The sequence below is a fragment of the Ferrovibrio sp. genome, assembly GCF_025869515.1.
Taxonomy (GTDB): domain Bacteria; phylum Pseudomonadota; class Alphaproteobacteria; order Ferrovibrionales; family Ferrovibrionaceae; genus Ferrovibrio.
The window spans coordinates 1-24705 of record NZ_JAOZVR010000124.1 but is presented as its reverse complement, the minus strand read 5'-3'; the positions used below and the strand labels follow the sequence as shown (position 1 = coordinate 24705).

Below are 24705 nucleotides of genomic sequence, written 5' to 3'. Positions count from 1 at the left end.
ATTGCATGGGCTGGCCTCATTCCCCCCTGGGCGTTTCCTGTTTCCCTCTTGCGACGGCATCCTTGCTCAGGTTCTACAATGGAAGCGACGACAGCGGCTCGCGCAACCTGCCGCCATTCCGCAATACGGAATGCCATGCGTGGCGCCGTCCTGGTAGGGCAGACATGCACCGGTCAGCGGCGCAGGTCCCGCTGCGGCGCCTGACTCTCACGCAAAAGCTGGAGAATGATTCGGGCCGCCGGTCGGCAGGGTCATATCCGGACGCACCGCCGGATCGTTTCCGGGTGTCGGACACCGCGCTGTGGCGATTGCTTGGCTGGCGGAGGTGGCAGTCAGAAGCTAGCTGTTCTCTGCCCCGAATTCTCTATTCTGCGCCCAAATACTGGGAATTTTGGCTTTTTTTGATGATTTTTCCGCATTGCAACGCCGGGTTCACACGCCAGATCAATAGGTTAACGCACAAAGCGGCTCATGTTCGGTTGGTGTCATCAGGGAATTATCAGGGAAAGGCCTTTTACGTCAGTTCTCGCCGCCAGTCTTCGTATTGGCGGTAAACTCCAGCAATTCGCAGACCTCACCCAATTTCGACCTGATCAAGTCGAGGCGAGCAGCCCTGATTCGATGTTTATGGCCGGACAGGAGGAGAAAGACCTCAAGTACGTCCGATGAATGCTGGGCTAGCGAAATAAGGTGCTCGCCGCTCGGCCCGCACCGAGCGGCGCCAAGGCTCCATTCAGCGAACAAACTCAGTCGTAAAGAGCTCGTCAAGATTGGTTACCATCTCCTGCGCCGGAATTAAACCTGACAGAACATTATAGTGTTCAGCATTTGCCAGGCCGACTTTGGTTATCGCAGGTATCTTGGGCGTAGCGGCCTGAATTAACTTAAACGCAGCGGCCAGCGTTTCGTGATCAAGCTTCTCGAACCGCTTCTGCAATTTTGAAATGACTTCATCCGGCCTTTCATGGATCATCTTGGCGGCCGCAGCCAGACCCTTGCCCATCTTTTCGCAAAGACTGCGACGCTTTTCGCAAGTCTCTGGCCGCGTGACAATTAGATTGTAGGCGAAAGGAACCAGCTCTGGCAGATCGCCTCTCGGACTGCTCGCGACGACCGAAGCCGTCCCATCAAGTACGACCGAAAGCGTCCACGGCTGTGACATTGCAAATCCGTCGATGGTTTTCGACTTCATGGCCGCCATCATGTTCGGCGGCTGCATCGGCGTAACAATGATGTCCTTTTCCGGGTCCAGGTTCGCCTTCATGGCCACAATGCGGAGGTAGCCATGGGTGATTGAGTTAATCGAGTCGACAGCAATGGTCTTCCCACGTAGCGACTTGGCGCGCACTTCGATCGGGGCGGACGGATCGAGCGCACCCGCATCCTTGCGAAGCACGACTTCCATCATTGGCCTGTCCAGAGTATTCGCCAGCGCGAGCATTTTCTGCCCTCGAGCCGCGGCTCTGGTAAAGGAGCCCGCAGTCGTGTTGGCAAATTCCGAGCTGCCCGCTATGACCGAATTCAGAGCCCCGATGCCGGCGATATTGACCACCTTCACGTTGAGGCCTTCCTTGGCCCAGAGGCCAAAGTCCTCAGCTACATAGGATGCGGAAAAGGTGAGACTGAGGACGGGCAGCGCCATGGTCGCCGTTTCCTGATCGGCGGCAGATGCAGGAACCACAGGCGCACCCCAGGCCAGCAGCGCTGTGAGTACCAGCGGGCAGGTTCGAGCTTGCCACGAGGTCTTGCGCATTTCCTTGCACTGGATGTCCTGCATCATTCGCTCCCTTTTATGCATGCATTTTCTCATTTTTTTAACGATAAATGCGAAAAAATCTAAGCACAAGCATAAAATGCATGCATCAATGCCCGAATAGACGATCCGACTTCAGCTGGCGGATCTGCCAATTGGCGCCCGAAGATGTCATGACGGCCGTGAAGCGGAGAATGGCTCTTGGCGGCGCGATGGGTGCCGGCTGCGTCCCATTTCCATCATCGTGGTGGAAGATCGTGACAACTGCGGCAACCTCCGCCACCTCGTCTCTGAACTTCACCTCCGGATTGCTGATCAGATGCCTCGTCGACACCGTGGACGAACGCTCTGCAAGCGCCGACAGAATGGCTGAGCGGCCCTCCAGAGGTTTACCCTGCCTGACCCACACTCCGGTTTCGGTCATGCAGGACGCGAGATCTGCAAATCGCCGATCGTCGAGGCTGTTAAAGAAATGGGTTAGGACTTTTACGCACTCCCACTCGGCGTGCATGGCATTCTCAGGCGACATTGTGGACCTCATTCGGCGATTATGGGATTGCTCAAAACGCCGATGCCGGAAATCTCGACCTCGACTACATCGCCCTTGTTCATCCACAACGGTGGCGTACGGCGTGCTCCGACGCCTTCCGGCGTACCCGTGGCGATCACATCGCCAGGCGTAAGTGGCGTAAACTGTGATATGTAGCTAATAATATCGGGCAGAGAATAGATCATCATGCTGGTGTTGGACCGCTGGACTTCAGAACCATTAAGCCGCGTCACCAGATCCAGACTAGCTGGATCTCCAATCTCATCTGAAGTGACGATCCACGGGCCAAATCCGCCCGTATGGTAGAAGTTCTTGCCGGCCGTCACGGAGTGCTTCTGGAAGTCGCGCAGACTACCATCGTTGAAGCAGCTATACCCGAAAACATAGCTCATGGCGTCAGCGGTCGAGATATATCGGCCGCTCTTCCCGATAATGACTGCCAACTCGCCTTCGTAATCCAGATGATCCGATACGCGCGGCTTTATAATCGCCTCGCCGTGCGGGACCAGTGTGTTGGCAAGGCGGGCGAAAATGCTCGGCTGTGCGGGTAGATCTCGACCGGTCTCGGCCACGTGCGATCGATAATTAAGGCCGACGCAGAGAATCTTGTCCGGATTCGGTATTGGCGGCAGCAGCCGCACAGCCGAGACGGCGAAATCAGGCGCCGCATCCTGCATCCCCTGCAGTTCGGCCAGCGCGCCTGACACCAGAATTGCCCTTAGATCTGGCCAGCGCGAATTGAGTCGGCAGCCAGCATCCACAATACCGTTGCCCTTTACCACGCCATAACCGGGAACGCCTTCCCGCAGAAAACTCACCACTTTCATGCTCATTTCCCCGCTCTGTATTACTCTATACGTAATACATTGCACATTACGCAATATGAATTATAGTGGCAATCGTTTTTAGCTACGTTCCGGCTCGAGTACGGGCTTTAACCGGAGAGCATACATGTCGGAAATGAATGACGATCCTACGCTGCTGAATCGGGATCTGGCGCCATTGCGCATCAGTGAGATTGTTCTCAAGACCTCACAGTTCGACACACTCCGCCAATGGTACCAGACAGTCTTTGGCATCAAGCCGTTCTATGAACGCACGCCGCCAAAGAGTGCTGTATCGACCTATGCGGGAGGGCAGTATGTAAGGGCGAGCGACATGCGTCTGAGCTTCATGCGCCTGCACATGGATTTTCCGTACACTCAGGTCCTGGCGCTGTTTGAGGTCCCGAGTCTGACACGCCAGGCTCCGGGGGAACCGGGGCTGCATCACATGCAGTTCCGGCACCCAAGCATGGCTGAGCTCGTCACCCGATATGAAAGGCTTCTAGCGATCGACATAAAGCCGGTCAGAACCGCGAATCATGGTCCTGGTACGAGCTTCTATTATATGGATCCTGACGGAAATTCGGTAGAACTGTCCGCGTCCAATTTTACCACCGAAGCGGACTATCTCGGCTATTTCAAGAGCGAGACCTACCGAAACAATCCATCCGGGATCGAGATCGACGTGGCCGATTACGTGAGCCGCTTCCGTTCAGGTATACCCTTGGCACAGCTTGTCCGCATCGACTGACCGAATTCAGTCAGCTTTGTAGCCAAGCAGACGTGAGGCTGCTTGGCACGCAGCTCGGAGATGGTGTGCTGGGACTCCCTCCAACGACATGTCGAAGGAGCCCGACATGCCAATCAAGGTAATACTGAAGGCAATATGACGGCTGCGATCCAGAATTGGCGCGGCAATAGCATCAATTCCGCGTCGCCGCTCCTGAGACGCTATGGAAATTCCCGTTTTCAGAATGGTTGCGCGTTCTTGCTCAAACTGTTCGCGCAGCTGCTTAGGCCGCAGCTGCCGCTCTGCTGAAAGGCGATCGAGTTCTTCGGCCAGGAGCGGCTCGACGCGAGATTGCGGCATATGCACTGCGAACAGACGCCCCGTGGCGGAAGTCAGCAACGGTAGGATGGTGCCCTCATTTACACGAAGGGCAATTTCCTTTGGTCGTCCGTGCCAGCGGACGACAGTGGATCCTGCTGTTCCGAAAACGCTGACATGGCCGTCCAGGCCAGTCGATTCCGTGAGGTCAGTTAGCGAACGATCCGCAATTGTAAGGCCATCAATGCGTGACAACGCAGCCAGCCCCAGTTCAATGGCGGCAGGCCCGAGATCATATCGTCCATCATCATTCTGTCGGACGAAGCCAGCCTGTGAAAAGCTGACGAGATAGCGGTAGGCGTTGCTCGATGCCATCCCTGCGGCGCGCGCGACATCACGCAGATGAAGCGGCGTCCGGCTTGCCGACAGTGCTGTTAGCACGGCTGCGCCCACGCCGGCAGATTTGATTCCCTTCGCCTTTGAGCCGTCAGTCTTCTTGCGGGTCTTCCCCAGTTCTGCCACACGGCCCCCTTCCCTCTGATTCATTTTCGCAATTTGAATTCTCGCAGGGTTCGAGCGTGATTGACAATCGTTATGAAATTTGTATTCCATATTGTGCAATGTCTTTCTTATTATGCAATACAAGGTGATCAATGGCTGACATTCCGGTACTGGTGGTGGGGGCGGGGCCCGTCGGTTTGGCGCTTGCACTCGATCTGTCTTGGCGCGGCATTCCCTGCACCGTGATCGATCAGGGTGACGGATCTCTGCTGCAGCCACGCATGGACCTAGTGAGTGTCCGAACCATGGAGTTCTGTCGGCGCTGGGGAATTGCCGAGGCAATTGAAAATGCCGGTTATCCCCGCGATGTCCCGCAGGATATCGTTTATGTGACTTCGGTGACCGGCTTTGAAATGGGACGCGAAGTTCGTCCCGCAATGCGCGATGAGCAGCGGCCGGCATTTAGCCCTCAGAAGCGCGAGCGCTGCCCACAAAACTACTTCGATCCAGTCCTGCTTCAGGCCGTCCGCTCATACAGCTCCGCCACCGTTCATCACCACTGTCGCCTCATCGCATTTCGTCAAGACGCTGACCGGGTGCTGGCAGAGGTTGAGGATACAAGGTCCGGCTCACGCCAGACCATTGCCTGCCAATATCTGGTCGGCTGCGACGGAGCGGGCAGCATTGTCCGCCGCGACCTCGACATCGAAATGCGGGGGGAGAATGTACTGACCAACAGCGTCAATATTCTCCTTCGCCATCCTGACGTTATCAGGCTTTCGGGTAAGCGCCCCCTTTATCGATTTGTACTCATTGATAACAAAGGCCTGTGGGCCACAATGGTCGCCATTAACGGGCGTGACCAGTGGCGGCTGCAGGTGATCGAAGGGCCATCCTCCCGAGGCGTAGGTGCGGATTACATCGACTCAGTCATCACCCGTGCCTTTGGCCGGCGCATCACAGTATCTGATGTTTCCGCCGTGCACTGGCAGCGCCGCGAGCTGGTCGCCGAACGCTATGTTGATGGCCGGGTTATTCTCTGCGGTGATTCGGCGCACCAGATGTCCCCTACGGGAGGCTTTGGCATGAATACGGGCATTGGCGAGGCAGTGGACCTCGGCTGGAAGCTCGCCGCCCGTCTTGCCGGATGGGGCGGATCGAATCTGCTTGCCTCCTATGACGAGGAACGGCGGCCGATCGCACAGCGCAATGTTGCCGAGGCCAGCAACAATCTGGCGCGAATGACAGCCATCCGCGACCTGCCGGGCCTTTTGGATGAGAGCCCTGCCGGAGCGTCGCTGCGCAGTGCCGTTGGACAACGCGTTTCCGAAGCCATGTCGCGGGAATGGAACGCCATCAACATCCATATAGGCTATCGATATGACGGCTCCCCCATTTGTGTGAGCGATGGAACGCCATTTCCGCCCGACGATGTGACGCGCTACGTCCAGACGGCCCGCCCTGGCGCACGTGCGCCGCACGTCTGGCTTGATGACACCAGATCGACACTTGACCTCTTCGGGCGTGACTTCGTCCTGCTGCGCCTGGGCTCGACCCCGCCGGCAACCGATCTCCTCGAAGCGGCCTTTTCCGCCGCAAGCGTACCCCTCACAGTCCAGACACTCGATCTACCGTCGGTTCGGCAGGCCTACGATGCCAACCTCGTCCTGGTACGACCGGATGGTCACGTTGGCTGGCGCTCGAATCATGTGCCGGCAGAACCAGACCATGTCGTCGAGACACTACGCGGCGCGGCCGGAGCGGCCGTCACTCGACAGACAGCATGACTTTGCCAACATGTTCACCACGCTCGAGTTCGGCATGGGCGGCAGCGGCCTGATCGAACGGGAAGATGGCGTGTACGACCGGCTTGATTCTGCCTTGCTCCAGCAGCGGCCAGACTTGAGACCGCAGGCTCGCAGCAATCCGCGCCTTATCGAGGACCGGCTGCGGCCTCAATGTTGAAGCAGTGATGGTCATGCGTCGCCGCATCAGCGTCTCAAGATCGATTTCGGCGCTGCGCCCACCTTGCAGGGCAATGATCGAAAGGCGGCCGCCAATTGCAAGGCAGGTCAGATTGCGTGCCACATACGGGCCGGCCACCATATCCAGAATGACGTCTACGCCACGCCCCGATGTCGCCTGGGCTACCTGGGCGACAAAATCTCCGGTCCTGTAATTGAAAGCTTCGCGTGCACCCAACACGAGGCAAGATTCACATTTCTCATCGGTCCCGGCCGTAACAAAAACGTCTGCTCCAAATGCCCGGGCCAGCTGAATCGCCGTGGTGCCGATACCGCTAGCACCGCCATGAATCAGTACTGTTTCACCGGCCTTCAGTGCTGCGCGCTCGAAAAGGTTGTGCCAGACGGTAAAGAATGTCTCCGGCAGTGCCGCCGCCTCTATATGGCTGAACTGCTCTGGGACTGGCAGACACTGACCTGACGGTACCACGCAGAATTCAGCATAGCCGCCGCCAGCAACCAGCGCACAGACTCTGTCGCCAACCGACCATTCGCCGACGTCTGCACCCAGCGCCACAATCGTCCCGCTGATCTCGAGACCCGGAATATCCGTGACACCGGGCGGCGGCGGGTAATGGCCGCTGCGTTGGCGAAGATCGGGACGATTGACACCGGCAGCAGCGACCTGCACCAGCACTTCGCTCATGCCCGGCACGGGAACATCCCGATATTCAGGTACAAGGACCTCCGGTCCACCGAATCTGGATATGGCGATGACGCGCGCCCGGTCAGGAATTGCGGCGGTAGATCTGAAAGCTGAGTTCACATTTGACCTTTCTATGGGCTACTTACCCCACCTGCATGCAATGAAGGTGGGTCTCGGGCAGGCAGGCAATTTCCTTTCTTGAAAATCCGCCATTGCTGCGCTAGACCGGTCCCGCTGAGGATTTTCTGCATGCATTGCGATTGTCTGGCGTGACCCGCCGCCAGGAGCCACGAGGACCGCCATGACCGCCACACAAATTGAATCGGTTCTGCTTCAGCTGCGGGAGATGATCATGCGCGGCGAATTTCCGGTGGGCAGCCGCCTGATGGAAATCCCGCTGGCCCGCAGCCTGAATGTTTCGCGCACACCGGTACGTCTGGCGCTTCAGACGCTCGCCCAGGAAGGGCTGCTGGTCTACGCGCCGCAGCGCGGCTTCATGGTCAGGGCATTCTCGATCAAAGAGATCCTCGATGCCGTGGATGTCCGCGGCCGGCTCGAAGCTCTGGCCTGTGGAATCGTGGCGGCGGCAGGCCTGCCGGATGAAAAAATCACATTCCTTGAGCGCAACCTCGCTGCCACGTACGACCTTTTCAAATCCGCCGAATTCGGTCCAGGAGAGGCGGAAAGTTGGAAGGATCTGAATGGGGCTTTCCACGATGTCATCGTGAGTAGCTCTGCGAACCAGAGCCTGATCCGCATGGTTCGCCAGTTTGATCTGATTCCATTCGCTGCCGCGCGCAATTTTGCGGCCACGCCATCGAATCTTCCCCGCCTGAGAGCCACTGTTGAGCAGAACGTCAGAATGCATGACTTGGTTTTTGATGCCATTCGACATCAACAGCCGGATCGTGCGGAAATGCTGATGCGCGAGCATGTGTACCAGGGTCGCGAGGGGCTTCGGAGAGTTCTCGAGCGGCTCTCTACAGTACAACCGACCGCCCCGATGTTGCGTCTCGTTGCTGAAAGCAGCTGACTGGGCATCAATTCTCGTCAACGACTGAATTTGTAAGGGTGCCGATCCCGGTGATGGACACTGATACAGTGTCCTCTGCCTTCAAGAAACAGGGCGGTGATCGTTTGTAGCCACAGCCCGCCGGTGTTCCCGTGCAGATGATGTCACCTTCGGACAACGGCGTTGCCCGGGATATGTAGGAAATCAGTTCCGATATCGGGTAGGTAAAGTCACCAAGCACCGCGTTCTGCATCACCTGACCATTCAGCAGTGTCGTAAGTCTGCAATCTCCAAGGTCAGGCATTGCATCTCGGGTGACCAGCCACGGTCCGAAAGCGCCTGTTTTCGGGAAGCTTTTTGCAAGCGTAAAATGCCGGCTGTGCCGCATCCAGTCGCGGGGTGTGGCGTCATTGCAGCAGGTGTAGCCGGCGATATAGTCCGTTGCCTCCGCCGCGGATATATCGCGTCCCGACCTGCCAATGACGACAGCGAGCTCTCCCTCGTAATCAAACTCTGCCGACGCCCGTGGTTTTTGCAGTGCACCGCCGTGTCCTATCTGCGTATCAGGAAACCTGGTGAGCAGATGCGGATACTGCAGCTTGGGGCGCCCCTGTTCAAGCCGCAGGCTTTCGTAGTTCAAGAGTACCGAGAAGATTTTTCCAGCGTCAGGTATGACCGGAAGAAACTCGACTGCTTCAAGCGCAAAATCGGCTTCCCTATTGGTTATCGCCTCGAGAGCGCGAAAATCGGAGAACGCCTGCCGCAGGCTCGACGCTGAAATGTGGCGGGTTGCATCAACGATACCATGATCAACGACGATGCCGTACCGATCACGTCCCGCTGCACGGAATGAACAGAGCTTCATGCTGAAATCCAGTTTTAGAGTGGAGTGCGTTAGTGCGCCGGACCGGCCTCTGCAGGCTTCCAGGCGAGCGCCCAGCCCTGCAGACGCTCAAGCAACCAATTGAGGCCCAGAACGACCGCAGTCACAATGACAATGCCAGCGAAGACACCGGTTGTATCACCCATTTGACGCGAATGTTCGATCATGTAACCCAAGCCGCGATCGGCTACTAAAAATTCACCGACAATCGTTGCACTGATGGCACGAGGTAGGGCGACTTTAAGGCCTGCGAAGAGATAGGGCTGCAGCGATTTCCACAGCACATCGCGTGCCACTTTGAGGTGGCGGGCCCCGACAATCTGCGCCATGACAACCAGCCGGCGGTCTACACCACGCAGGCCGCTGAAAGTCGAAATGAAAATCATGTAGAAAACCATGAAAGCCACGATGACGACCTTCGGTGCGTCACCAATTCCGAACCAGAGAATCAGCAGCGGCGCCAGTGCAAATTTTGGAATTCCCATAGAGGCCATGACTGCCGGCTCTATGGCTCTGGTCGCCCGCTCTGATTGGTACAGAATGAATGGAAGAATAACGCCGGCAACAAATCCGATTAGAAACCCAAAACATGAAATCCATATCGTCGATGCAGCGTGGACCCACAGGCTACCATCCCGCGCAACGTCATAGATCCGGCGAAGAACCGATATCGGCGATGCGAAGAACAGTTCACCCGATGACTCATAGCCCCATTGCCAGAGCAGGACGAGGGCGATCGCAAGCAGTATGCGGCCGGTGACAATCATTGCACCTGGGCCCTTATGGCTTCGTACAGGCTGGCGAACTGTGGCGCGGCATAGATGTCCCTCAGGTTCCGGGGACGTGGAATATCAATGTGATGTTCGCCGATGATATGCGTGGGGGCGCGCGACAGAACCAGCGCACGATCACCGAGCGCAATCGCTTCGGCAATATCATGCGTAATGAATATGATGGTTTTCCGACCCGCCTCCCACAGACGCAGAAGGTCCTCCTGAAGCTGGACTCTTGTCTGCGCATCCAAGGCACCGAAGGGCTCATCCATCAGAATAATCGGCGGGTCATAGACCAGCGTGCGGATGAGTGCAGCGCGTTTGCGCATGCCGCCGGACAGTTCATGCGGGTAGTAGCGCTCGAAGCCGGTCAGACCCACGGCATCCATCAAGGCCGCGGCCCGCTCCCGACCGTGGGCGTCAAGACGCCCCTGCGCCTCCAGAGGAAACAGAACATTGTCGATGGTGGTCCGCCATGGCAGCAGCGTATCATCCTGAAACACATATCCGATCTGACAATCGAGACCAGGCCTCAGTCCTGCCCCGTCGCCATTGGAAACCGGTGCGCCCTTAAAACTGATCGTGCCTGCAGATGGTGCATCGGTCTGGGCAATCATATTGAGCAGCGTCGATTTACCGGAACCCGACGGTCCAATCACGGTGACGAATTCGCCATCGCGGACTGAGAATGACAGATTTTGAATGACCCAGCGTGCGTCGGACCGTCCATCACGCGAAGGGAACCGCTTGCCGAGTCCGGCAACTTCCAGAAGAGACACTTCAGACATTCTTTACATTCCTCCTGATGCGGTCGTGCCCGCAGTCTTGCTGGATGGACGCCAGCGCAGCAGTCGACGTTCAATGCCGTTCACGACCGCATTGGCTCCGATTACGATCAGCGTGATGGCCAGGATGGCCGCAAATACCTGTGAGGTCTTGAAATTCATCGCGCCGAGCTGAACCAGGTAGCCAAGACCACGGTTTGACGAGATCAGTTCCGCAATGACGGCGCCGCCAATTGCATAGGGCGTTGACACGCGGAAGCCGGCGAAGATGAACGGCACGGCACTTGGCCAGATGACCTGCGTTGCGATACGCAGCTCACCGGCACCAATGACTCGGGACATCAGCAAGAGACGTGGGTCGATGGCACGCACGCCGGCCGCAGTATTGAAATAGACCAGAAAGAAAACGACACTGGTGACCAGCGCGATCTTTGACTCAATGCCAATGCCAAACCACAGAATGAATAGTGGCGCGAGCGCAAGCTTCGGCAGGCCGTAGCCTCCTACCAGGAAGGGATCGAGGATCGCCTCCAGACGCGGCAGCCGCCGCAGCACGAATGGTAGCGCCATGCCGGGTATGCCGCCCAAAAGGAACCCCCATAGCGAGGCCTGCAGCGTATAGCCGGCATGCCGGAAGATCTCGCCCGTGCGCATCATGTCCCACAATGCCAACACGACCGGCCAGGGCGCCGGAACCCAATAGGCGCCTGCAGTCATGCTGCCCCACTGCCAGAGCGCCAGAACTGCGGCGATGACCAGAGCTTTGTCGATAATGCTTTGCCAACGCGTCATTTCACATAATCGTTTGTGTAGAGGGATTTAAGGTCGACGATGCGATTCTTGGCATCGATGAGGCCGCCGATCACGCTGAAATCCTGGGCATTCTTCAGGCCCGCCTCATTGATTTGCGCCGTGCGCGGCAGTGTAGGTTTGAGCATCAGGAAAGCCTGCGCGACCAGATCATCCTGCAGGGTCGGGAAGCGCCTTTTCAGGATTGTCAGCGTCTCGGCCGGCTGATCATGAATGAAAGCTAGCGCCATGTTCACGCCGGCCATCATCTTCCGGCACAGATCCGGTTTGTTCGGACAGAAATCCGATCTGGTGATCAGCATGTTGTAGGCATAGGGCTGCATTTCCGGCAGATCGCCGGCTGGAGAGGAAACCCAGGTCACGGCGCCAAGCTCCGCCTCCGCCATCAGGGTCCAGGGCTGGGAGAAGACAAATCCGTCGACCGCCTTCGTCTTCAGCGCCGGCACCATGGCGGGGGGCTGCATCGGACTGACGGTGAAATCTGTTTCGGGATTGATGGCGTATCTGCCAGCGATGTAGCGCAGGTAGGTATGGGCGAAACCATTGATCGAATCGACGCCAAGCTTCAATCCCTTCAACGCCCTGGCGCGCGTCCTTTCATCTCCACCGGTCGCCGCCCGCAGCCCTTCGGCGATATCCTGCCGTAGCACCACTTCCAACATGAGCCGATCAGCAGTGTTGCCGATGGCAATCAGCTTCTGCCCGGCGATTACGGCACGCAGCATGGGACCCGGCCCACTCATGGTGAATTCGGCGCTGCCGGCCAGCACCGCATTGGTGGCAGCCGGTCCTGCAATGACAAGGGTCTTGAGGTTCAGGCCGTGGTCACGCCAGAACCCCTTTTCCTCGGCAATATAGGCCGGGGCGAATAACAGACTCGAAGCTGGCAGGGCGAGCGTTGCATCATCGGCGCGCGCTGACGGCGCAGCCGCAGATGCAAGGCATGAGACGAGGAATACGGCAGCTGCGCCGCATTGCAGGCGTTTCATTTAATTTATTTCCTCCCGTTATTCTTTTTGTAGACCAGGGTCTCTTGGCGCTCGACGTCTATTCGAGGATATCGCCTCCTCTGCCACTGCCGATGTGCCGGCCTGCCATCATGGTCCTGTAGTCGTGATAGAGCTGATCGCGATCGACAGGATACCCGATATGATTTTCCTCGAATTCTTCGCTCATGGTCGTGCCGAACCGGATCGCCTCGGGCATGGACGGCAGGTTTTCGCACCAGACTTCGACACTGTTGCCATCCGGATCCTTGAAATAAATGCCCATGCCGGTGCGATGGTCGATGACCCGCTCGACAGCAACGCCCGCATCGGTCAGCCGGCCGTAGTGGCGGACGAAATCCTCGTAATCGCGCACTTCAATGGCGAAGTGATTCATGCCCACAGCCATGGGCGCCCCAGGGCTGCTGTCCCTCGCGGCCGGTATCAGTGCGATGTCGTGATGCTGATAGCCAAAGGAGATGGTGGCGAAACGGCCTTCGGCACTCTTCATGACCTTCATGCCCAAAGCCTGGGTGTAGAAGGCGATCGAACGCGCCAGATCCGACACGTTCAAGCCGATATGGGTGATCCGGGCGCTGGGCCAGCGTACCGTTTTGCTGGTGTCTCCCACCTGCTCACTCCCGACCATGTTTCCCTCCCTTATCATGTCATATTGCATGCATTATTAGCGTGGAGTCGATGACGTTGCTAGCTTATAAGCAGTAAAATTTTGATTTAGCAAGAGACTGCTTGCAGCTCTCCGGCTCTTTCTTCTATAAGATGCATGCATTTTAAGGGAGGGTTCTGTGGAACGGGAATTTCCGGTGGTCATCGTGGGGGGCGGCCCCGTCGGCATGACAGTCGCCGCGGAGCTGGGTTTGCGGCAGGTGCCATGCCTGCTGCTCGAACAGAATGACGGCACCAACAATCATCCGCGCGCCAATGTCGTCAGTCCGCGCAGCATGGAGCATTTCCGCCGCTGGGGAATTGCCGAGGACGTGATCGCCGCAGGGCTGCCGATCGACTATCCGACCGACATCGTCTTCACCACGCGGCTCGCCGGGCATGAAATCCTGCGCTTCTCCTTCCCTTCCATCGATCAGGCGCGCAATGCCGACGATACCCTGCTCGCCCAGTATCCCGAGATTGCGCATTCGCCCTATTTCAAGACGGCGGTAGGTCAGAATTTTATTGAACCGGTTCTGCGCCGGCATCTAGAGGGGCTTCCATCCGTCGCCACGCGGTTCAACACCCGCTGCGAAGCCGCTTCGCAGGATCAGGACGGCGTCACGCTTTCAGTGGTCGACACACGCTCCGGTCATCAGGACAGCGTCCGCGCTCGCTACGTCGTGGCCTGCGATGGCGCACGCAGCACGCTCCGGCAGGCACTCAACATACCGATGATCGGCAAGAGCAGCCTTGGTCAGAATGTGGGAGTGTATATCCGGGCCCCCGATCTTTTGAAACGGGCCGGCAAGGGAAGCTGCATCCTGTACTGGACGCTTGCTCCCGACTGCACAGGAGTCTTCATCGCCATTGACGGGCGACAATACTACACCATGCAGCGTCACATCCTCGAAGATGAGGACCCTACCGACTTTGATGCCGCCGCAGCCGTCCGCCGCGCGATCGGCGCAGATGTCGATTTCGAGATCATCAGTATCCAACCCTGGGTACCGCGTCAGCTCGTGGCCGACCGCTACCGCGAGGGGCGCGTTTTTCTCGCCGGAGACTCAGCGCACCTGGTGTCTCCCACTGGTGGCTTTGGCATGAATACCGGTATCGGCGATGGCGTTGACATCGGCTGGAAGCTCGCCGCAGTCATTGAGGGATGGGGTAGCGAGGCCATCCTAGACAGCTACGACATCGAGCGCCGGCCTGTGGCCTGGCGCAACGCGCTGGAGGCAACCGACAACCGCTCCGCCCTTCATTCAAGTGCGGTGGTATCGCCCGCCATCGAGGAGGATACGCCGCAGGGGGCGGAGCTGCGGGCTGCACTTGCCGAAAAGCTCAAGAAGCAGCGGAAGCATTTTGCCGCCATCGGTATCCATCTGGGATATCGCTATGAGGACTCGCCACTGTGCATTCCTGATGGCACTCCGGCGCCGCCCGACGATCCGCAGCACTATGTGCCAGTGGCACGGCCCGGCTCGCGGGCGCCGCATGTCTGGCTGCGGTCCGGCCAGTCGATCCTCGATCATTTCGGACATGGATTTACCCTCCTGCGGTTCGGGACAGACGCTCCAGATCCGGCACCTCTGATCCAAGCTGCCCAGCTGGCCGGACTGCCGCTGCGGGTGGAGACCATTGAGCATGCCGCGGCGGCTGCACTGTATGGCACCCGTCTCGTTCTGGTCCGGCCGGATGGCCACATCGCCTGGCGCAGCGATATGCTGCCGCGAAACCCAGCGGACATCATCGGCACCGTACGGGGTGCGCTCGCGCACGCCGCCAGCCGCGTGGCCTAGATGCACCGATCAGCAATGACATCTCACACGAGGGACGCCATGAAATATCTGATCGTGGGCTTCATGCTGGCCATGGCCTGGGGGCAGCCGTCGGCCGTGGCCCAGCAGGTCACGCTGGCCCTGCCGACAACCAGTCTGGTGTTCCTGCCCAATTATGTGGCCGCGGATCAGGGCTTCTGGACGCGACGCGGACTGGATGTGAAGTCGCCGATTATTTCGGGGGCCGGATCCACCAATGCGGTGCTGGCTGGCAGTGCTGACTTCACCACCATTGGCCCCGGATCCACTTTGCGCCTGATTGCCCGCGGTCAGAAGCTATCAATCATCGCCACGACGATCGACCAGTTCCTGCTAGAAATTGTGCTGCGCAAAGATGTCGTCGCCCGTCTGAACGTGGCATTGGAGGCGCCACTGGAAGCGCGTGTCCGTGCTCTCAAGGGCGTCTCCTTCGGGGTTGACTCGATCAACGGCTACTCCCATAGCTTCCTGCGCTATCTGGCCGGACAGTTCGGCCTTAATGCCGAAACCGATCTGGTCGTATCACCAATCCAGCCTGGCAACCTGGTGCCATCGCTGGCCGCCAGGCGGGTCGACGGCTTCATTTTCGGTCAGCCATGGAGCCTGCAGGCCGAACGTGACGCCGATGGCGTAACCTGGATCTCGGGCGTTCGCGGCGACACGCCGCAGCTTTCGCCGTTTCCTTACATGATCACCATTGCCAATCCGACGACCTGTGTGGAGCGCAGGCTCGCCTGCGAGAATGTCGTGGGGGGACTGCAGGATGCGCTCGACTACATCCATGCCAACCCCGATGGCGCCTATGAGGTGTTGCGCCGCAAACTCCCCCAGATGGATCCGGCTCTGCTGCGCGATGCGTTCAATGTCGTGCGCACGGCCGTGCCGCTGACCACCCGGACAGATGTCGCCGCAATCGAAAAGGCCCAGGAATTCGGACTGGTCGGCGGGTCTCTGGAACCCAATGAACGAGTGGCGGACTGGACACCCTACATCGACAACGCATTCGTGCGGCGCAACCGATAGTGCCGGTGCGACAAATCAAGGCGGAAAATCATGAATGGTGCCGAGAGTCTGGTCCGCACGCTGCTTGCCTGCGGTGTCGATACCTGTTTTGCCAATCCCGGAACGTCGGAGATGCATTTTGTGGCCGCGCTTGACCGGGTTGCCGGCATGCGCTGCGTATTGGGACTGTTTGAAGGGGTCGTGACCGGCGCTGCCGACGGCTATGCCCGTATTGCCGGTCGACCTGCGGCGACCCTGCTGCACCTGGGCCCCGGCCTCGCCAACGGCCTGGCCAATCTTCACAATGCCAAGCGGGCCGCATCACCCATTGTCAACATCGTTGGCGAACATGCCAGCTTTCATCTGAAGTTCGATGCGCCGCTGACATCAGACATCGAAGGCGTCGCTCGCCCGATGTCGCATTGGGTGCGGACCAGCCGTGCCGCGTCCACGGTTGCGCGCGATGGCGCCGAGGCGGTTGCCGCAGCCCGTTCTACACCAGGGCAGATTGCAACCCTGATTCTGCCGGCCGATACCGCATGGACGGACGCCGATGGCATGGCCCATCTGCCGGCACCGGCTGTCCCGTCGCAGGTTGACGAAGCCGTCGTGCGCGACGTGGCGGCCCTGCTCCGGCGCAGAGAGGCGCCGCTGCTGCTCCTGGGGGGCGATGCGCTGACCGAATCGAATCTGGTCACCGCCGCCGCCATTGCCGCAGTCTGCGACGCCAAACTGATGACAACCACATATGTCCGCCATCTGCCACGGGGTGCGGGCCGGGTTGCGGTGCCACGCCTGCCCTATCCGGTGGCCCAGGCACTACAGGCGCTGGCGCCCTATCGCAGCATCGTTTTGATCGGCGCTCCTCCGCCGGTATCGTTCTTCGGCTATCCGAACAGTCCGAGCGAACTGCAGCCAGACGACTGCCACATCCAGCCGCTTGCACAACCGGGCGGGAATGTCACGGATGCCCTGCTGCGGCTTGCCGATCTGCTGCAGGCCGACCAGCGGAGCGTCCAGCTGCAGGCGCCTGACCGGCCATCGCCACCGCGCGGGCCGCTGAGCCCGGATGGCATCGGCCGGGCTCTGGCGGCCGCCCTGCCCGACAATGCCATTGTGGTCGACGAGGCGATCACCACCGGCCGGGGCTTCTATGCCGCCACGGCTGGCGCCGCGCCGCACAGCTGGCTCGGCAATCTCGGTGGCTCGATCGGTTTTGGAACGCCCGTCGGCACCGGTGCTGCCGTGGCGGCGCCTGATCGCAAGGTGTTCTGCCTCGAGGGCGATGGCAGTTTTCTCTACACGCCGCAGAGCCTGTGGACCCAGGCACGCGAAAATCTCGACGTCACGACGATCGTCTTTGCCAACCGCAGCTACAACATCCTGAAAGGCGAACTCGCCATGGTTGGCGCCGGCAATCCCGGCCGACGCGCCCTTGACATGCTGGAGCTCGACCGCCCGGCCATCGACATCGCCGGCCTGGCGCGATCCTTCGGCGTCCCGGCGCGCCAGGTCGGATCGCTGGACGAGCTCAATCTCGCTTTGGATCACGCCGTGGCATCCGATGGCCCCAAGCTCATCGAAGTCCTGCTATGAGGCACGAGGCAATGCTTGAGCTTTATCATTTCAGCCTATCGGTCTGTGGCCACACCCTTAAAGCTCGCGAGACATTGACTGGATCGCCTCAGGTGGCCGCAGATGCACTTAAGCGCATCGTCCACAAAGTCATCATCGGCCAGGAGGAATTAACGCTCCAGATCGACAAGGCTAGCCTAGCCGTCGCCTGCGGCCTGAGCGATACCAGCCGGCCCCGGGGCTCGAAGGAACAGATTTACTCCATGACCTTCAAAGCCAGCTTCCGCAGGATCGGCAGCGAGACCAAGCTGATCATCAATGGTGGGCAGATCGGCAATGAGAAGCCTCGGCGCGATCCAGCACTTATCAAGACGCTGGCCCGCGCGCATGCCTGGGCCAGGCAGCTCCATGCTGATAAGGTCAGATCGCTGAATGAGATTGCCACGGCCGATGGCCTTACCTGAGGCTACGTGTCGGCCATCATCAGGATGGCTTACCTGGCGCCGGACATCACCGAAGCCATCCTTGAAGGCTGCCAGCTACAGACCCTGATGCTCAAGGATGCGGACCATTCCGCCGAATTGGGCCGACCAGCGGCGCATGTTCGGCTTCACGGTCGCCTGATCCTCACTCAAAAGCTGGCCATTCAGCCAGCGACAGGCGGCCGAAATGACGCCCCGAAGCGTCGATCTCCGGGGGAAAACTTACGCAAAGCGCGCGGAATGTTTGATCATTTAGCGTCCTGCGGAGAACCCGTTCTCCAAGGGCTGACTAGGTGGCGGAGGGAGTGGGATTCGAACCCACGATACCCTTTTGAGGTATACACACTTTCCAGGCGTGCGCCTTCGACCGCTCGGCCATCCCTCCAGCGCGGGCGGCACTATACCCGCCGGCAGCGAATTTGCAATCGGCCCAGCCTTCAGCTTAACATGCTGACCGCACAGGTGGATTCGTCAAGGTATCGTCGCCTTGGGGCCAAGGGGGAAAGCCGTGCTGCTGGGACGCATTCTGGGCTGGCTGCTGATCGCACTGGCGCTGCTCGCACTGGGCGGCGACGGCCTGCGCTGGCTCGAAACCGGCATGATGGGCTTCATCGCGCTGGGCGATTTCTGGGCCCGGCTCGATCCGCCGACCCACAGCCTGCTGCTGACCATCGGCCACGACTACCTGCCGCCGGTGCTGTGGGATCCGGGCCTGGCCACCGTGCTGCGCTGGCCGGCCGTGGCCGTGCTCGGCGGGCTCGGCATCCTGCTGCTGGTGCTTTTCCGCAAGCGCGAGCCGAAACGGCGCCAGCGGTTCGGGGCCCTGTCCTAGGGCGCTGTCTTAACGGCTCAGTTGTCGGAAATCTTGAGCGCGGCGATGAAGGCTTCCTGCGGGATTTCCACATTGCCGACATTGCGCATGCGCTTCTTGCCCTCTTTCTGCTTCTCCAGCAGCTTGCGCTTGCGGCTGATGTCGCCGCCGTAGCATTTCGCCAGCACGTCCTTGCGCAGAGCCGAGATATCCTCGCGCGCCACGATGCGCCCGCCGATGGCGGCCTGGATGGCGATCTTGAACATCTGGCGCGGAATCAGCTCCTTGAGCCGCTCGCAGAGCTGGCGACCACGCGTCTCGGCGCGGCCGGCATAGACGATGCTGGCCAGCGCATCGACATTCTCGTTGTTCACCAGAATGGTCATCTTCACCAGGTTGCCGGCCTCGTAGCCGTCCATATGGTAATCGAAGCTGGCATAGCCGCGGCTGATCGACTTCAGACGGTCGTAGAAATCGAACACCACTTCGTTGAGCGGCAGGCGATAGACCACCATGGCGCGGTTGCCGGCATAGGTCAGCTCGACTTGGCGGCCGCGCTTGTCTTCGCACAGCTTCAGAATCGCGCCGAGATATTCGTCGGGCACCATGACGGTGGCCTTGATCCACGGTTCATCGATATGGTCGATCAGCATCGGATCGGGCATGTCGGCGGGGTTATGCACCTCGTCCATCGAGCCGTCGATCTTGTAGACATGATAGATCACGCTCGGCGCGGTGGTGATCAGGTCGAGGTTGAATTCGCGTTCCAGCCGCTCCTGGATGATTTCCAGATGCAGCAGGCCGAGGAAGCCGCAACGGAAACCGAAGCCCAGTGCCGCCGAGCTTTCCATCTCGAAATGGAAGCTGGCGTCGTTGAGCCGCAGCTTGCCCAGGCTTTCGCGCAGTTCGGGGAAGGCGCCTGCGTCAATGGGGTAAAGTCCGCAGAACACCACCGGCACGGAGGGCTTGAAGCCCGGTAACGCTTCGGCCGCCTGGCGCTTATCCTCGGTGATGGTGTCACCGACGGATGTATCGGCCACTTCCTTGATCGCGGCGGTGAAGAAACCCATCTCGCCGGGGCCGAGTTCGTCGACCATGACCTTCTTCGGCGTGGTGACGCCGACGCGCTCGACCGGGTGCACGGCGCCGGACGACATGAACTTGATCTTCATGCCCTTCTTCAGCACGCCGTCGACGACGCGGAACAGCACGACGACGCCGAGATAGGCGTCGTACCAGCTATCGACCAGCAGCGCCTTCAGCGGCGCATCGCGGTCGCCCTTGGGCGCCGGCAGGCGGTTGACCAGCGCTTCCAGCACCAGATCGATGCCGATGCCGGTCTTGGCCGAGATCGGCACGGCATCGGAGGCATCCAGGCCGATGACATCCTCGATCTGCTGCTTGACGCGATCGGGCTCGGCGGCGGGCAGGTCGATCTTGTTCAGCACCGGCACGATCTCGTGCTTGGCATCCAGCGCGTGATACACGTTGGCGAGCGTCTGCGCTTCCACGCCCTGGCTCGCATCGACCACCAGCAGCGAACCCTCGCAGGCGGCGAGCGAGCGGCTGACTTCATAGGCGAAGTCGACATGGCCGGGCGTGTCCATGAGATTCAGGACATAATCCTTGCCGTCTTTCGCATGGTAGTTCAGGCGCACGGTCTGCGCCTTGATGGTGATGCCGCGCTCCTTCTCGATATCCATGCTGTCGAGAATCTGCTCGCTCATCTCGCGCTTTTCGAGGCCGCCGCAGGCCTCGATCAGGCGGTCGGCCAGCGTCGACTTGCCATGATCGATATGGGCAATGATCGAGAAATTGCGGATCAGGGAAGGATCGGTCGCCACGGTGTCAGCACTCAGCTTTCGCGATTAGCGGAACAGGCTCAGGATGTCGCCTTCGCGGCTGTCCTTCGCGGGAATCTTCATGATGCCGCTGGCGCGCAGGCAGGGCACGCCATCGGCGGTGATCAGGCTTTCGGCGAAGCCGAGATTGCGGGTCTGGCGGATCAGCCTTCCCTTGCCCTCGACCCAGCTGCCCAGCGGCGCCGGGCCGACATAGTCGCCGGCGAGATTGACCGTGGGCATGAATTTGCGACCGCCTTCGGCGACGCCGACGGTGAAGCCCAGCAGCATGTCGGCAAAGGTCATCAGCATGCCGCCGTGGCAGACCTGCATGGGATTGCAATGACGGTCCTCGACCCGGAACCCCATCACCGGCAGGCCATCGGCTTCGTCGAGCCGGCCCCAGAGCGGACCGGTCAGCGCCATGAAGCCCATGAAGGTGATTTTCTTCATGCCGGCCGGGATGTTGCCGGCGGCCGTTTGCGGCTCTGCGGCGTCGATTCTGGGGGAAGCGCTCATGGGCGGGGGTTGTAGCATCCGCGACCCGGTGGGGCAACGCAGGCCGCAGTCCCGCCCTGCCCCGGAATCCCGGACCATCGGCGCGGCTGAGTCCGTTTCGTTGCGGTTCGTCTGTGTTCGTTTCGCTTCACTGGTGTTCGTTCCGGTTCGTTTCAGCTCGTTTGGCTTCGTTTCGGTTCGTTTCAGTTCGTTCGGGTCCGCGTTAACACTTTCCGGCTTGACGGATGCGCCGGCCTATGAGAACATAATAGGAACAATTGACCGGAAAGTCCAGCCTGTGACCGGGCCCAGGCCTAAGGCAGCCGCCTGTCCCCTTCCAGTCACAGCCGGAGGGGAGACCGTCACGCCTGCGTCACTGCCTGATAGCGCAGCCATCACACCACGGCAGCCGCGATCCGGCCTAGCCTTGGCGCCAACACGACAGATCATAGCGGAGGCCGAACATGACCCAGACCCATATCGCTCTCATGACTCTGCAGAGCCAGTTGCATCTGGCGCAGCAGCAGGAAAGCGACCTGCGCCAGGAACGCGATGTCTGCGACAGCGAATTCCGCGCCATGAACGCGCATCTCACCCGCATCACCATCCGGCCGCAGGATATGAACGACTATGAAGCGATGCTGCGCAAACGTGAGCGCGTCGCCGACGAATGGCGGCTGGCCAGCCGCAAGCTGATCGGCCTGCAGCGCAAGCTGGCCGATGCCGGCCTCGATCAGATCGAGATGACCGAATTCAACGGCTGACGATTTTCCAAACACCCGTCTCGCAAACGGCGCACGATCGACGGCCGGGCAGCAATGCTCCGGCCGTTTCGATTTGCGTTCATCCTTGAACTGCGCAGGCCTGCCCCTCTCCGCCATTTGAGAGAAAATGAAGCTACGCTGTAGCGTGTTTTACCTCATCGTCGCTACTCTGCAGCTTCTTCGGCAACATCTTGTCTTTCACAGATTTAACTAAATCCTGCATATCAAACACCAACATTAAACCTAAATTACTCAGTGCATTTCCAAAGTTTTCTTCGGTTAAGGCAATGGGAAGAGCCTCACGTACTTCACGACGGGCATACTCGAATAGGTTTGCCGATTTTACATATAGCTCAATAGTGCTCATCAACCCTGACTCTAGATGGTCCAATCTCTGTTGACCACGCCATCCTCCAAGATCGTCGCCATTATATCGCTCAACCTCAGAGCTGACTCTTGCCGCTTGCAGCTGGAGCAGAGTCATAACTTCGGCTACAAGCTCCGCCGATGGTGTGTTCGCTAAAGTGACAAGCCGCTCGCAACGTAAAAGGGCATCTAGTGGATAGGCAGGCATAACTAGCGCCCCTTTCTTGCCGTCCGCCGCCAACGATTTTGTCATCGCAACGATGACTCGCGAGCTAGCTCTTAAATATTCCATAAGGCGGCTGAGATCAGACACAAATACGGCGCGAGCCGCGCTCAATTCTTGCTCTCTTCTTTGAAGTTCAGAGGCTAAGCGGTTGGCTTCACGATGAGCCTCAATTTCTACCTTCTGAGTATCGGCAGAAATTTGACGTCTAATTTGTATGTGCATAACTGCGAATGCAGCAATTACGGTCGCCATAGCTCCCAATGCTGATCCAGCGAAATCAATCCAATTGCTGAGGTTGGCGTCAGGCGTGAACAGCGTCATGGCCACCGAAAAGCCAAAGAAAATTCCGCCTATAAGCAACCCCCACACCAATAGATCATCAGTGGCACGCATTTTCCCCTCCGCCTGATTTTTGTCTATGGTACAGGCGGGGTGGTATATAGCGACTAATAATTGGTCAATGTTTTTTGATGTCGACCTTGAAAATCGTTTGGTTGTGCAGGCGCAGCCGATTCGAGGCTCTTCCCTTTGCGGGAGAAGGTTTTACTTCACTCCGCCGCCAGTGAATCCAACCCGGTCGACAGAACAGCAACCTCTGATGTCTCCTCCTCCTCGCCCACACACAGCGTTTCCGGCGCGAAGCCCATCGCCTGCCAGCAGGCGCGCATCGCATCGGCGAAACCCTGCGGCGTCAGCGGCGCGGCTAGGATGATCGCCGCCAGGTCGCGCGCCATGCGCACTTCCGGTCCGAGCTGGGCGGCATCGCGCAGGATCGCCTCGGCAATCGCGGGCCGGCATTCGAGCAGGGTGCGCAGCAGCTGCATGGTGATGGCCCAGTCCGGCTTCAGCCCGGGCAGCGGCAGCGACGGCGCCAGATTGCGCAGCTCGTCCAGCACGTCCGGATCGGCCAGGTCGGCCTCGGAGGCCGCGTAGGGATCGAGCCCGATCCGCAGCATGGTGGGGAAGAAGGCCTGATGCTCGACCAGCGAGACCAGATCGCTGATCAGCGCGTAATGCCACTCGATCCAGCGCGGATCGTCATGGCAGAGATAGCAATGCGGCCAGCCCTCGGTTTCCAGCTTGAGATGCCCGAGTTCGTGCACGATGGTCATGGCATTGGCCGGCGACGGCGCCGCCTCGGCCAGCACTACGGCGCGCAGACCCGGTTCCGACCAGGCCTCACCTTCGGCACCGGTCATCTCGTCATCCTGCAGCAGGCGCACGGGCAGATCGCTGGCGCGCTCGATATCGGTGCGCCAGCGCAGGGCTTCGGCCGGCAGGACGAAAGCATCCCAGGACAGATCGGTGAGCATGGTTTTTTTTATGGGGCCGGCCGGGGTTGGGGAGACGGCTGGGTGACCCATAGATAGGGCGGGAAAAGCGACGGCGGCGTGACGTCGGCGGGATATTTTTTATGTGGTTGGAATCGCTGGGCGGACAGACTGCCGCAGGCGGCGGAAAGATTAACGAACCGCCAAAAACCAGCGGAGCCTGGCAGTAAGAGCGACCAGCGAATACCTCAGTATGTCCAGGCTGCCGGGCACCGCTTTTTCCATGCGCCGCGACCGTGACTGCCGCAGAATACCGGCATCATCACAAGCGGGGGATGCCATGTCCAACTTCTATCCGTCGGTTCACATGCCGTTATCGGGGCCGGTCAATCTGCCCTGGACCTGGATGTTCAATCCGACCGGCAGCCAGATCGGCCTGATCAATATCAGCCTGGGTCATTCGGCCGATCCCACGGTCGAGCAGCGCGTGCTGGACGAGGTGGGCAGCTACGGCCGGCAGATCGGCCAGATCGGCGATGCACTCGGCGTGCTGCTGAAGCATCTCGACCGCAGCACGCTGACGCCGGCGGAACGGCTGGTGCTGGAAAAGCTGGAAGACCAGCTCGACCGCGTTGCCTATATCAAGCGCGAACGCCGCAGCGAGATTCGCAGCGCGCGGGCGCTGCCGGAAAAAGCCGGCGCGTGAAACTGAAAACGGCCGGGCCGGAAATGTCCTCGGCCCGGCCGTCTCGCATTCGTCGTTCTCGGGCTTGACCCGAGAACCTCAC

General features: G+C 59.6%; 25 protein-coding genes and 1 tRNA gene. 10 read left to right on the top strand and 16 right to left on the bottom strand.

Annotation, left to right across the window (positions count from 1 at the left end; translation table 11 throughout):
* Nucleotides 1-733: 733 nt before the first annotated feature.
* From OJJ21_RS24125 to OJJ21_RS24115, 3 genes are all read right to left on the bottom strand, one after another.
* On the bottom strand, nucleotides 734-1780 hold the full coding sequence (locus OJJ21_RS24125; protein WP_297690509.1) for an ABC transporter substrate-binding protein: 1047 nt from the start codon (nucleotides 1778-1780) through the stop codon (nucleotides 734-736).
* A gap of 82 nt (nucleotides 1781-1862) precedes the next feature.
* Nucleotides 1863-2282, bottom strand: coding sequence for a nuclear transport factor 2 family protein (locus tag OJJ21_RS24120; protein ID WP_297690508.1), 420 nt, complete (start codon nucleotides 2280-2282; stop codon nucleotides 1863-1865).
* Between the two features lie 8 nt (nucleotides 2283-2290).
* Nucleotides 2291-3130, bottom strand: coding sequence for a fumarylacetoacetate hydrolase family protein (locus OJJ21_RS24115; RefSeq protein WP_297690507.1), 840 nt, complete (start codon nucleotides 3128-3130; stop codon nucleotides 2291-2293).
* 124 nt (nucleotides 3131-3254) lie between these two features.
* On the opposite strand from OJJ21_RS24115, the gene OJJ21_RS24110 reads away from it, so the two are divergent.
* A complete protein-coding gene (locus tag OJJ21_RS24110) occupies nucleotides 3255-3878 on the top strand; it encodes a VOC family protein (protein WP_297690506.1) in 624 nt (207 codons plus the stop codon).
* Between the two features lie 6 nt (nucleotides 3879-3884).
* On the opposite strand, the gene OJJ21_RS24105 is transcribed toward OJJ21_RS24110, so the two are convergent.
* Complete coding sequence (locus tag OJJ21_RS24105; protein WP_297690505.1) at nucleotides 3885-4787, bottom strand: IclR family transcriptional regulator; 903 nt, start codon at nucleotides 4785-4787, stop codon at nucleotides 3885-3887.
* A gap of 41 nt (nucleotides 4788-4828) precedes the next feature.
* Here OJJ21_RS24105 and OJJ21_RS24100 point away from each other — a divergent pair, with 41 nt between their 5' ends.
* On the top strand, nucleotides 4829-6463 hold the full coding sequence (locus tag OJJ21_RS24100) for an FAD-dependent oxidoreductase (protein WP_297690504.1): 1635 nt from the start codon (nucleotides 4829-4831) through the stop codon (nucleotides 6461-6463).
* Here the strand turns inward: OJJ21_RS24100 and OJJ21_RS24095 are convergent.
* Nucleotides 6444-7436 carry an NAD(P)H-quinone oxidoreductase gene (locus OJJ21_RS24095; RefSeq protein WP_297690510.1) on the bottom strand — a complete coding sequence of 331 codons (993 nt, stop codon included), beginning with the start codon at nucleotides 7434-7436 and terminating at the stop codon, nucleotides 6444-6446. The genes OJJ21_RS24100 and OJJ21_RS24095 overlap by 20 nt on opposite strands.
* 211 nt (nucleotides 7437-7647) lie before the next feature.
* Between OJJ21_RS24095 and OJJ21_RS24090 the strand changes: the two genes are divergently transcribed.
* The gene (locus OJJ21_RS24090) at nucleotides 7648-8379 is read left to right on the top strand and encodes a GntR family transcriptional regulator (protein ID WP_297690503.1); all 732 of its coding nucleotides are present in this window, start codon (nucleotides 7648-7650) and stop codon (nucleotides 8377-8379) included.
* A gap of 7 nt (nucleotides 8380-8386) precedes the next feature.
* Here OJJ21_RS24090 and OJJ21_RS24085 read toward each other — a convergent pair whose 3' ends face one another.
* From OJJ21_RS24085 to OJJ21_RS24060, 6 genes are read right to left on the bottom strand one after another with little or no spacing between them, the layout of a single operon-like run.
* A complete protein-coding gene (locus tag OJJ21_RS24085) occupies nucleotides 8387-9223 on the bottom strand; it encodes a fumarylacetoacetate hydrolase family protein (protein WP_297690502.1) in 837 nt (278 codons plus the stop codon).
* Between the two features lie 29 nt (nucleotides 9224-9252).
* Nucleotides 9253-10008, bottom strand: a complete 756-nt coding sequence (locus tag OJJ21_RS24080; protein ID WP_297690501.1) for an ABC transporter permease — start codon at nucleotides 10006-10008, stop codon at nucleotides 9253-9255.
* A complete protein-coding gene (locus OJJ21_RS24075) occupies nucleotides 10005-10802 on the bottom strand; it encodes an ABC transporter ATP-binding protein (RefSeq protein WP_297690500.1) in 798 nt (265 codons plus the stop codon). The genes OJJ21_RS24080 and OJJ21_RS24075 overlap by 4 nt, the downstream gene beginning before the upstream one ends.
* A gap of 3 nt (nucleotides 10803-10805) precedes the next feature.
* Nucleotides 10806-11591 (bottom strand): ABC transporter permease, encoded by a 786-nt coding sequence (locus tag OJJ21_RS24070; RefSeq protein WP_297690499.1) that lies wholly within the window; start codon nucleotides 11589-11591, stop codon nucleotides 10806-10808.
* The gene (locus OJJ21_RS24065) at nucleotides 11588-12598 is read right to left on the bottom strand and encodes an ABC transporter substrate-binding protein (protein WP_297690498.1); all 1011 of its coding nucleotides are present in this window, start codon (nucleotides 12596-12598) and stop codon (nucleotides 11588-11590) included. Before OJJ21_RS24065 ends, OJJ21_RS24070 begins: the two co-directional genes overlap by 4 nt.
* A gap of 58 nt (nucleotides 12599-12656) precedes the next feature.
* Complete coding sequence (locus OJJ21_RS24060; protein ID WP_297690497.1) at nucleotides 12657-13244, bottom strand: VOC family protein; 588 nt, start codon at nucleotides 13242-13244, stop codon at nucleotides 12657-12659.
* Between the two features lie 157 nt (nucleotides 13245-13401).
* On the opposite strand from OJJ21_RS24060, the gene OJJ21_RS24055 reads away from it, so the two are divergent.
* Genes OJJ21_RS24055 through OJJ21_RS24040 form a run of 4 tightly spaced genes read left to right on the top strand, consistent with a single transcriptional unit; the run spans nucleotide 13402 to nucleotide 18122 of the window.
* A complete protein-coding gene (locus OJJ21_RS24055) occupies nucleotides 13402-15063 on the top strand; it encodes an FAD-dependent monooxygenase (RefSeq protein WP_297690496.1) in 1662 nt (553 codons plus the stop codon).
* Between the two features lie 39 nt (nucleotides 15064-15102).
* The gene (locus OJJ21_RS24050) at nucleotides 15103-16104 is read left to right on the top strand and encodes an ABC transporter substrate-binding protein (RefSeq protein ID WP_297690495.1); all 1002 of its coding nucleotides are present in this window, start codon (nucleotides 15103-15105) and stop codon (nucleotides 16102-16104) included.
* A 30-nt stretch (nucleotides 16105-16134) separates the two neighbouring features.
* On the top strand, nucleotides 16135-17679 hold the full coding sequence (locus tag OJJ21_RS24045; protein ID WP_297690494.1) for an acetolactate synthase large subunit: 1545 nt from the start codon (nucleotides 16135-16137) through the stop codon (nucleotides 17677-17679).
* A gap of 11 nt (nucleotides 17680-17690) precedes the next feature.
* A complete protein-coding gene (locus OJJ21_RS24040; RefSeq protein WP_297690493.1) occupies nucleotides 17691-18122 on the top strand; it encodes a hypothetical protein in 432 nt (143 codons plus the stop codon).
* Between the two features lie 312 nt (nucleotides 18123-18434).
* On the opposite strand, the gene OJJ21_RS24035 is transcribed toward OJJ21_RS24040, so the two are convergent.
* Nucleotides 18435-18525 (bottom strand) — tRNA-Ser (locus OJJ21_RS24035).
* A gap of 123 nt (nucleotides 18526-18648) precedes the next feature.
* Here OJJ21_RS24035 and OJJ21_RS24030 point away from each other — a divergent pair.
* The gene (locus tag OJJ21_RS24030) at nucleotides 18649-18972 is read left to right on the top strand and encodes a hypothetical protein (RefSeq protein WP_297690492.1); all 324 of its coding nucleotides are present in this window, start codon (nucleotides 18649-18651) and stop codon (nucleotides 18970-18972) included.
* 17 nt (nucleotides 18973-18989) lie between these two features.
* Here the strand turns inward: OJJ21_RS24030 and lepA are convergent, their stop codons facing one another.
* Entirely contained in the window at nucleotides 18990-20795 is a 1806-nt protein-coding gene (gene lepA, locus OJJ21_RS24025) for a translation elongation factor 4 (RefSeq protein WP_297690491.1), read from the bottom strand.
* 24 nt (nucleotides 20796-20819) lie between these two features.
* Entirely contained in the window at nucleotides 20820-21311 is a 492-nt protein-coding gene (locus tag OJJ21_RS24020; protein ID WP_297690490.1) for a PaaI family thioesterase, read from the bottom strand.
* A gap of 443 nt (nucleotides 21312-21754) precedes the next feature.
* On the opposite strand from OJJ21_RS24020, the gene OJJ21_RS24015 reads away from it, so the two are divergent.
* On the top strand, nucleotides 21755-22054 hold the full coding sequence (locus OJJ21_RS24015; RefSeq protein ID WP_297690489.1) for a hypothetical protein: 300 nt from the start codon (nucleotides 21755-21757) through the stop codon (nucleotides 22052-22054).
* A gap of 133 nt (nucleotides 22055-22187) precedes the next feature.
* On the opposite strand, the gene OJJ21_RS24010 is transcribed toward OJJ21_RS24015, so the two are convergent.
* Both OJJ21_RS24010 and OJJ21_RS24005 read right to left on the bottom strand, forming a co-directional pair.
* On the bottom strand, nucleotides 22188-23039 hold the full coding sequence (locus OJJ21_RS24010) for a hypothetical protein (protein WP_297690488.1): 852 nt from the start codon (nucleotides 23037-23039) through the stop codon (nucleotides 22188-22190).
* A gap of 155 nt (nucleotides 23040-23194) precedes the next feature.
* Nucleotides 23195-23959: a hypothetical protein gene (locus OJJ21_RS24005; RefSeq protein ID WP_297690487.1), complete on the bottom strand. Its 765-nt coding sequence runs from the start codon at nucleotides 23957-23959 to the stop codon at nucleotides 23195-23197.
* 298 nt (nucleotides 23960-24257) lie between these two features.
* On the opposite strand from OJJ21_RS24005, the gene OJJ21_RS24000 reads away from it, so the two are divergent.
* Nucleotides 24258-24623 carry a hypothetical protein gene (locus tag OJJ21_RS24000; RefSeq protein WP_297690486.1) on the top strand — a complete coding sequence of 122 codons (366 nt, stop codon included), beginning with the start codon at nucleotides 24258-24260 and terminating at the stop codon, nucleotides 24621-24623.
* Nucleotides 24624-24705 lie beyond the last annotated feature (82 nt).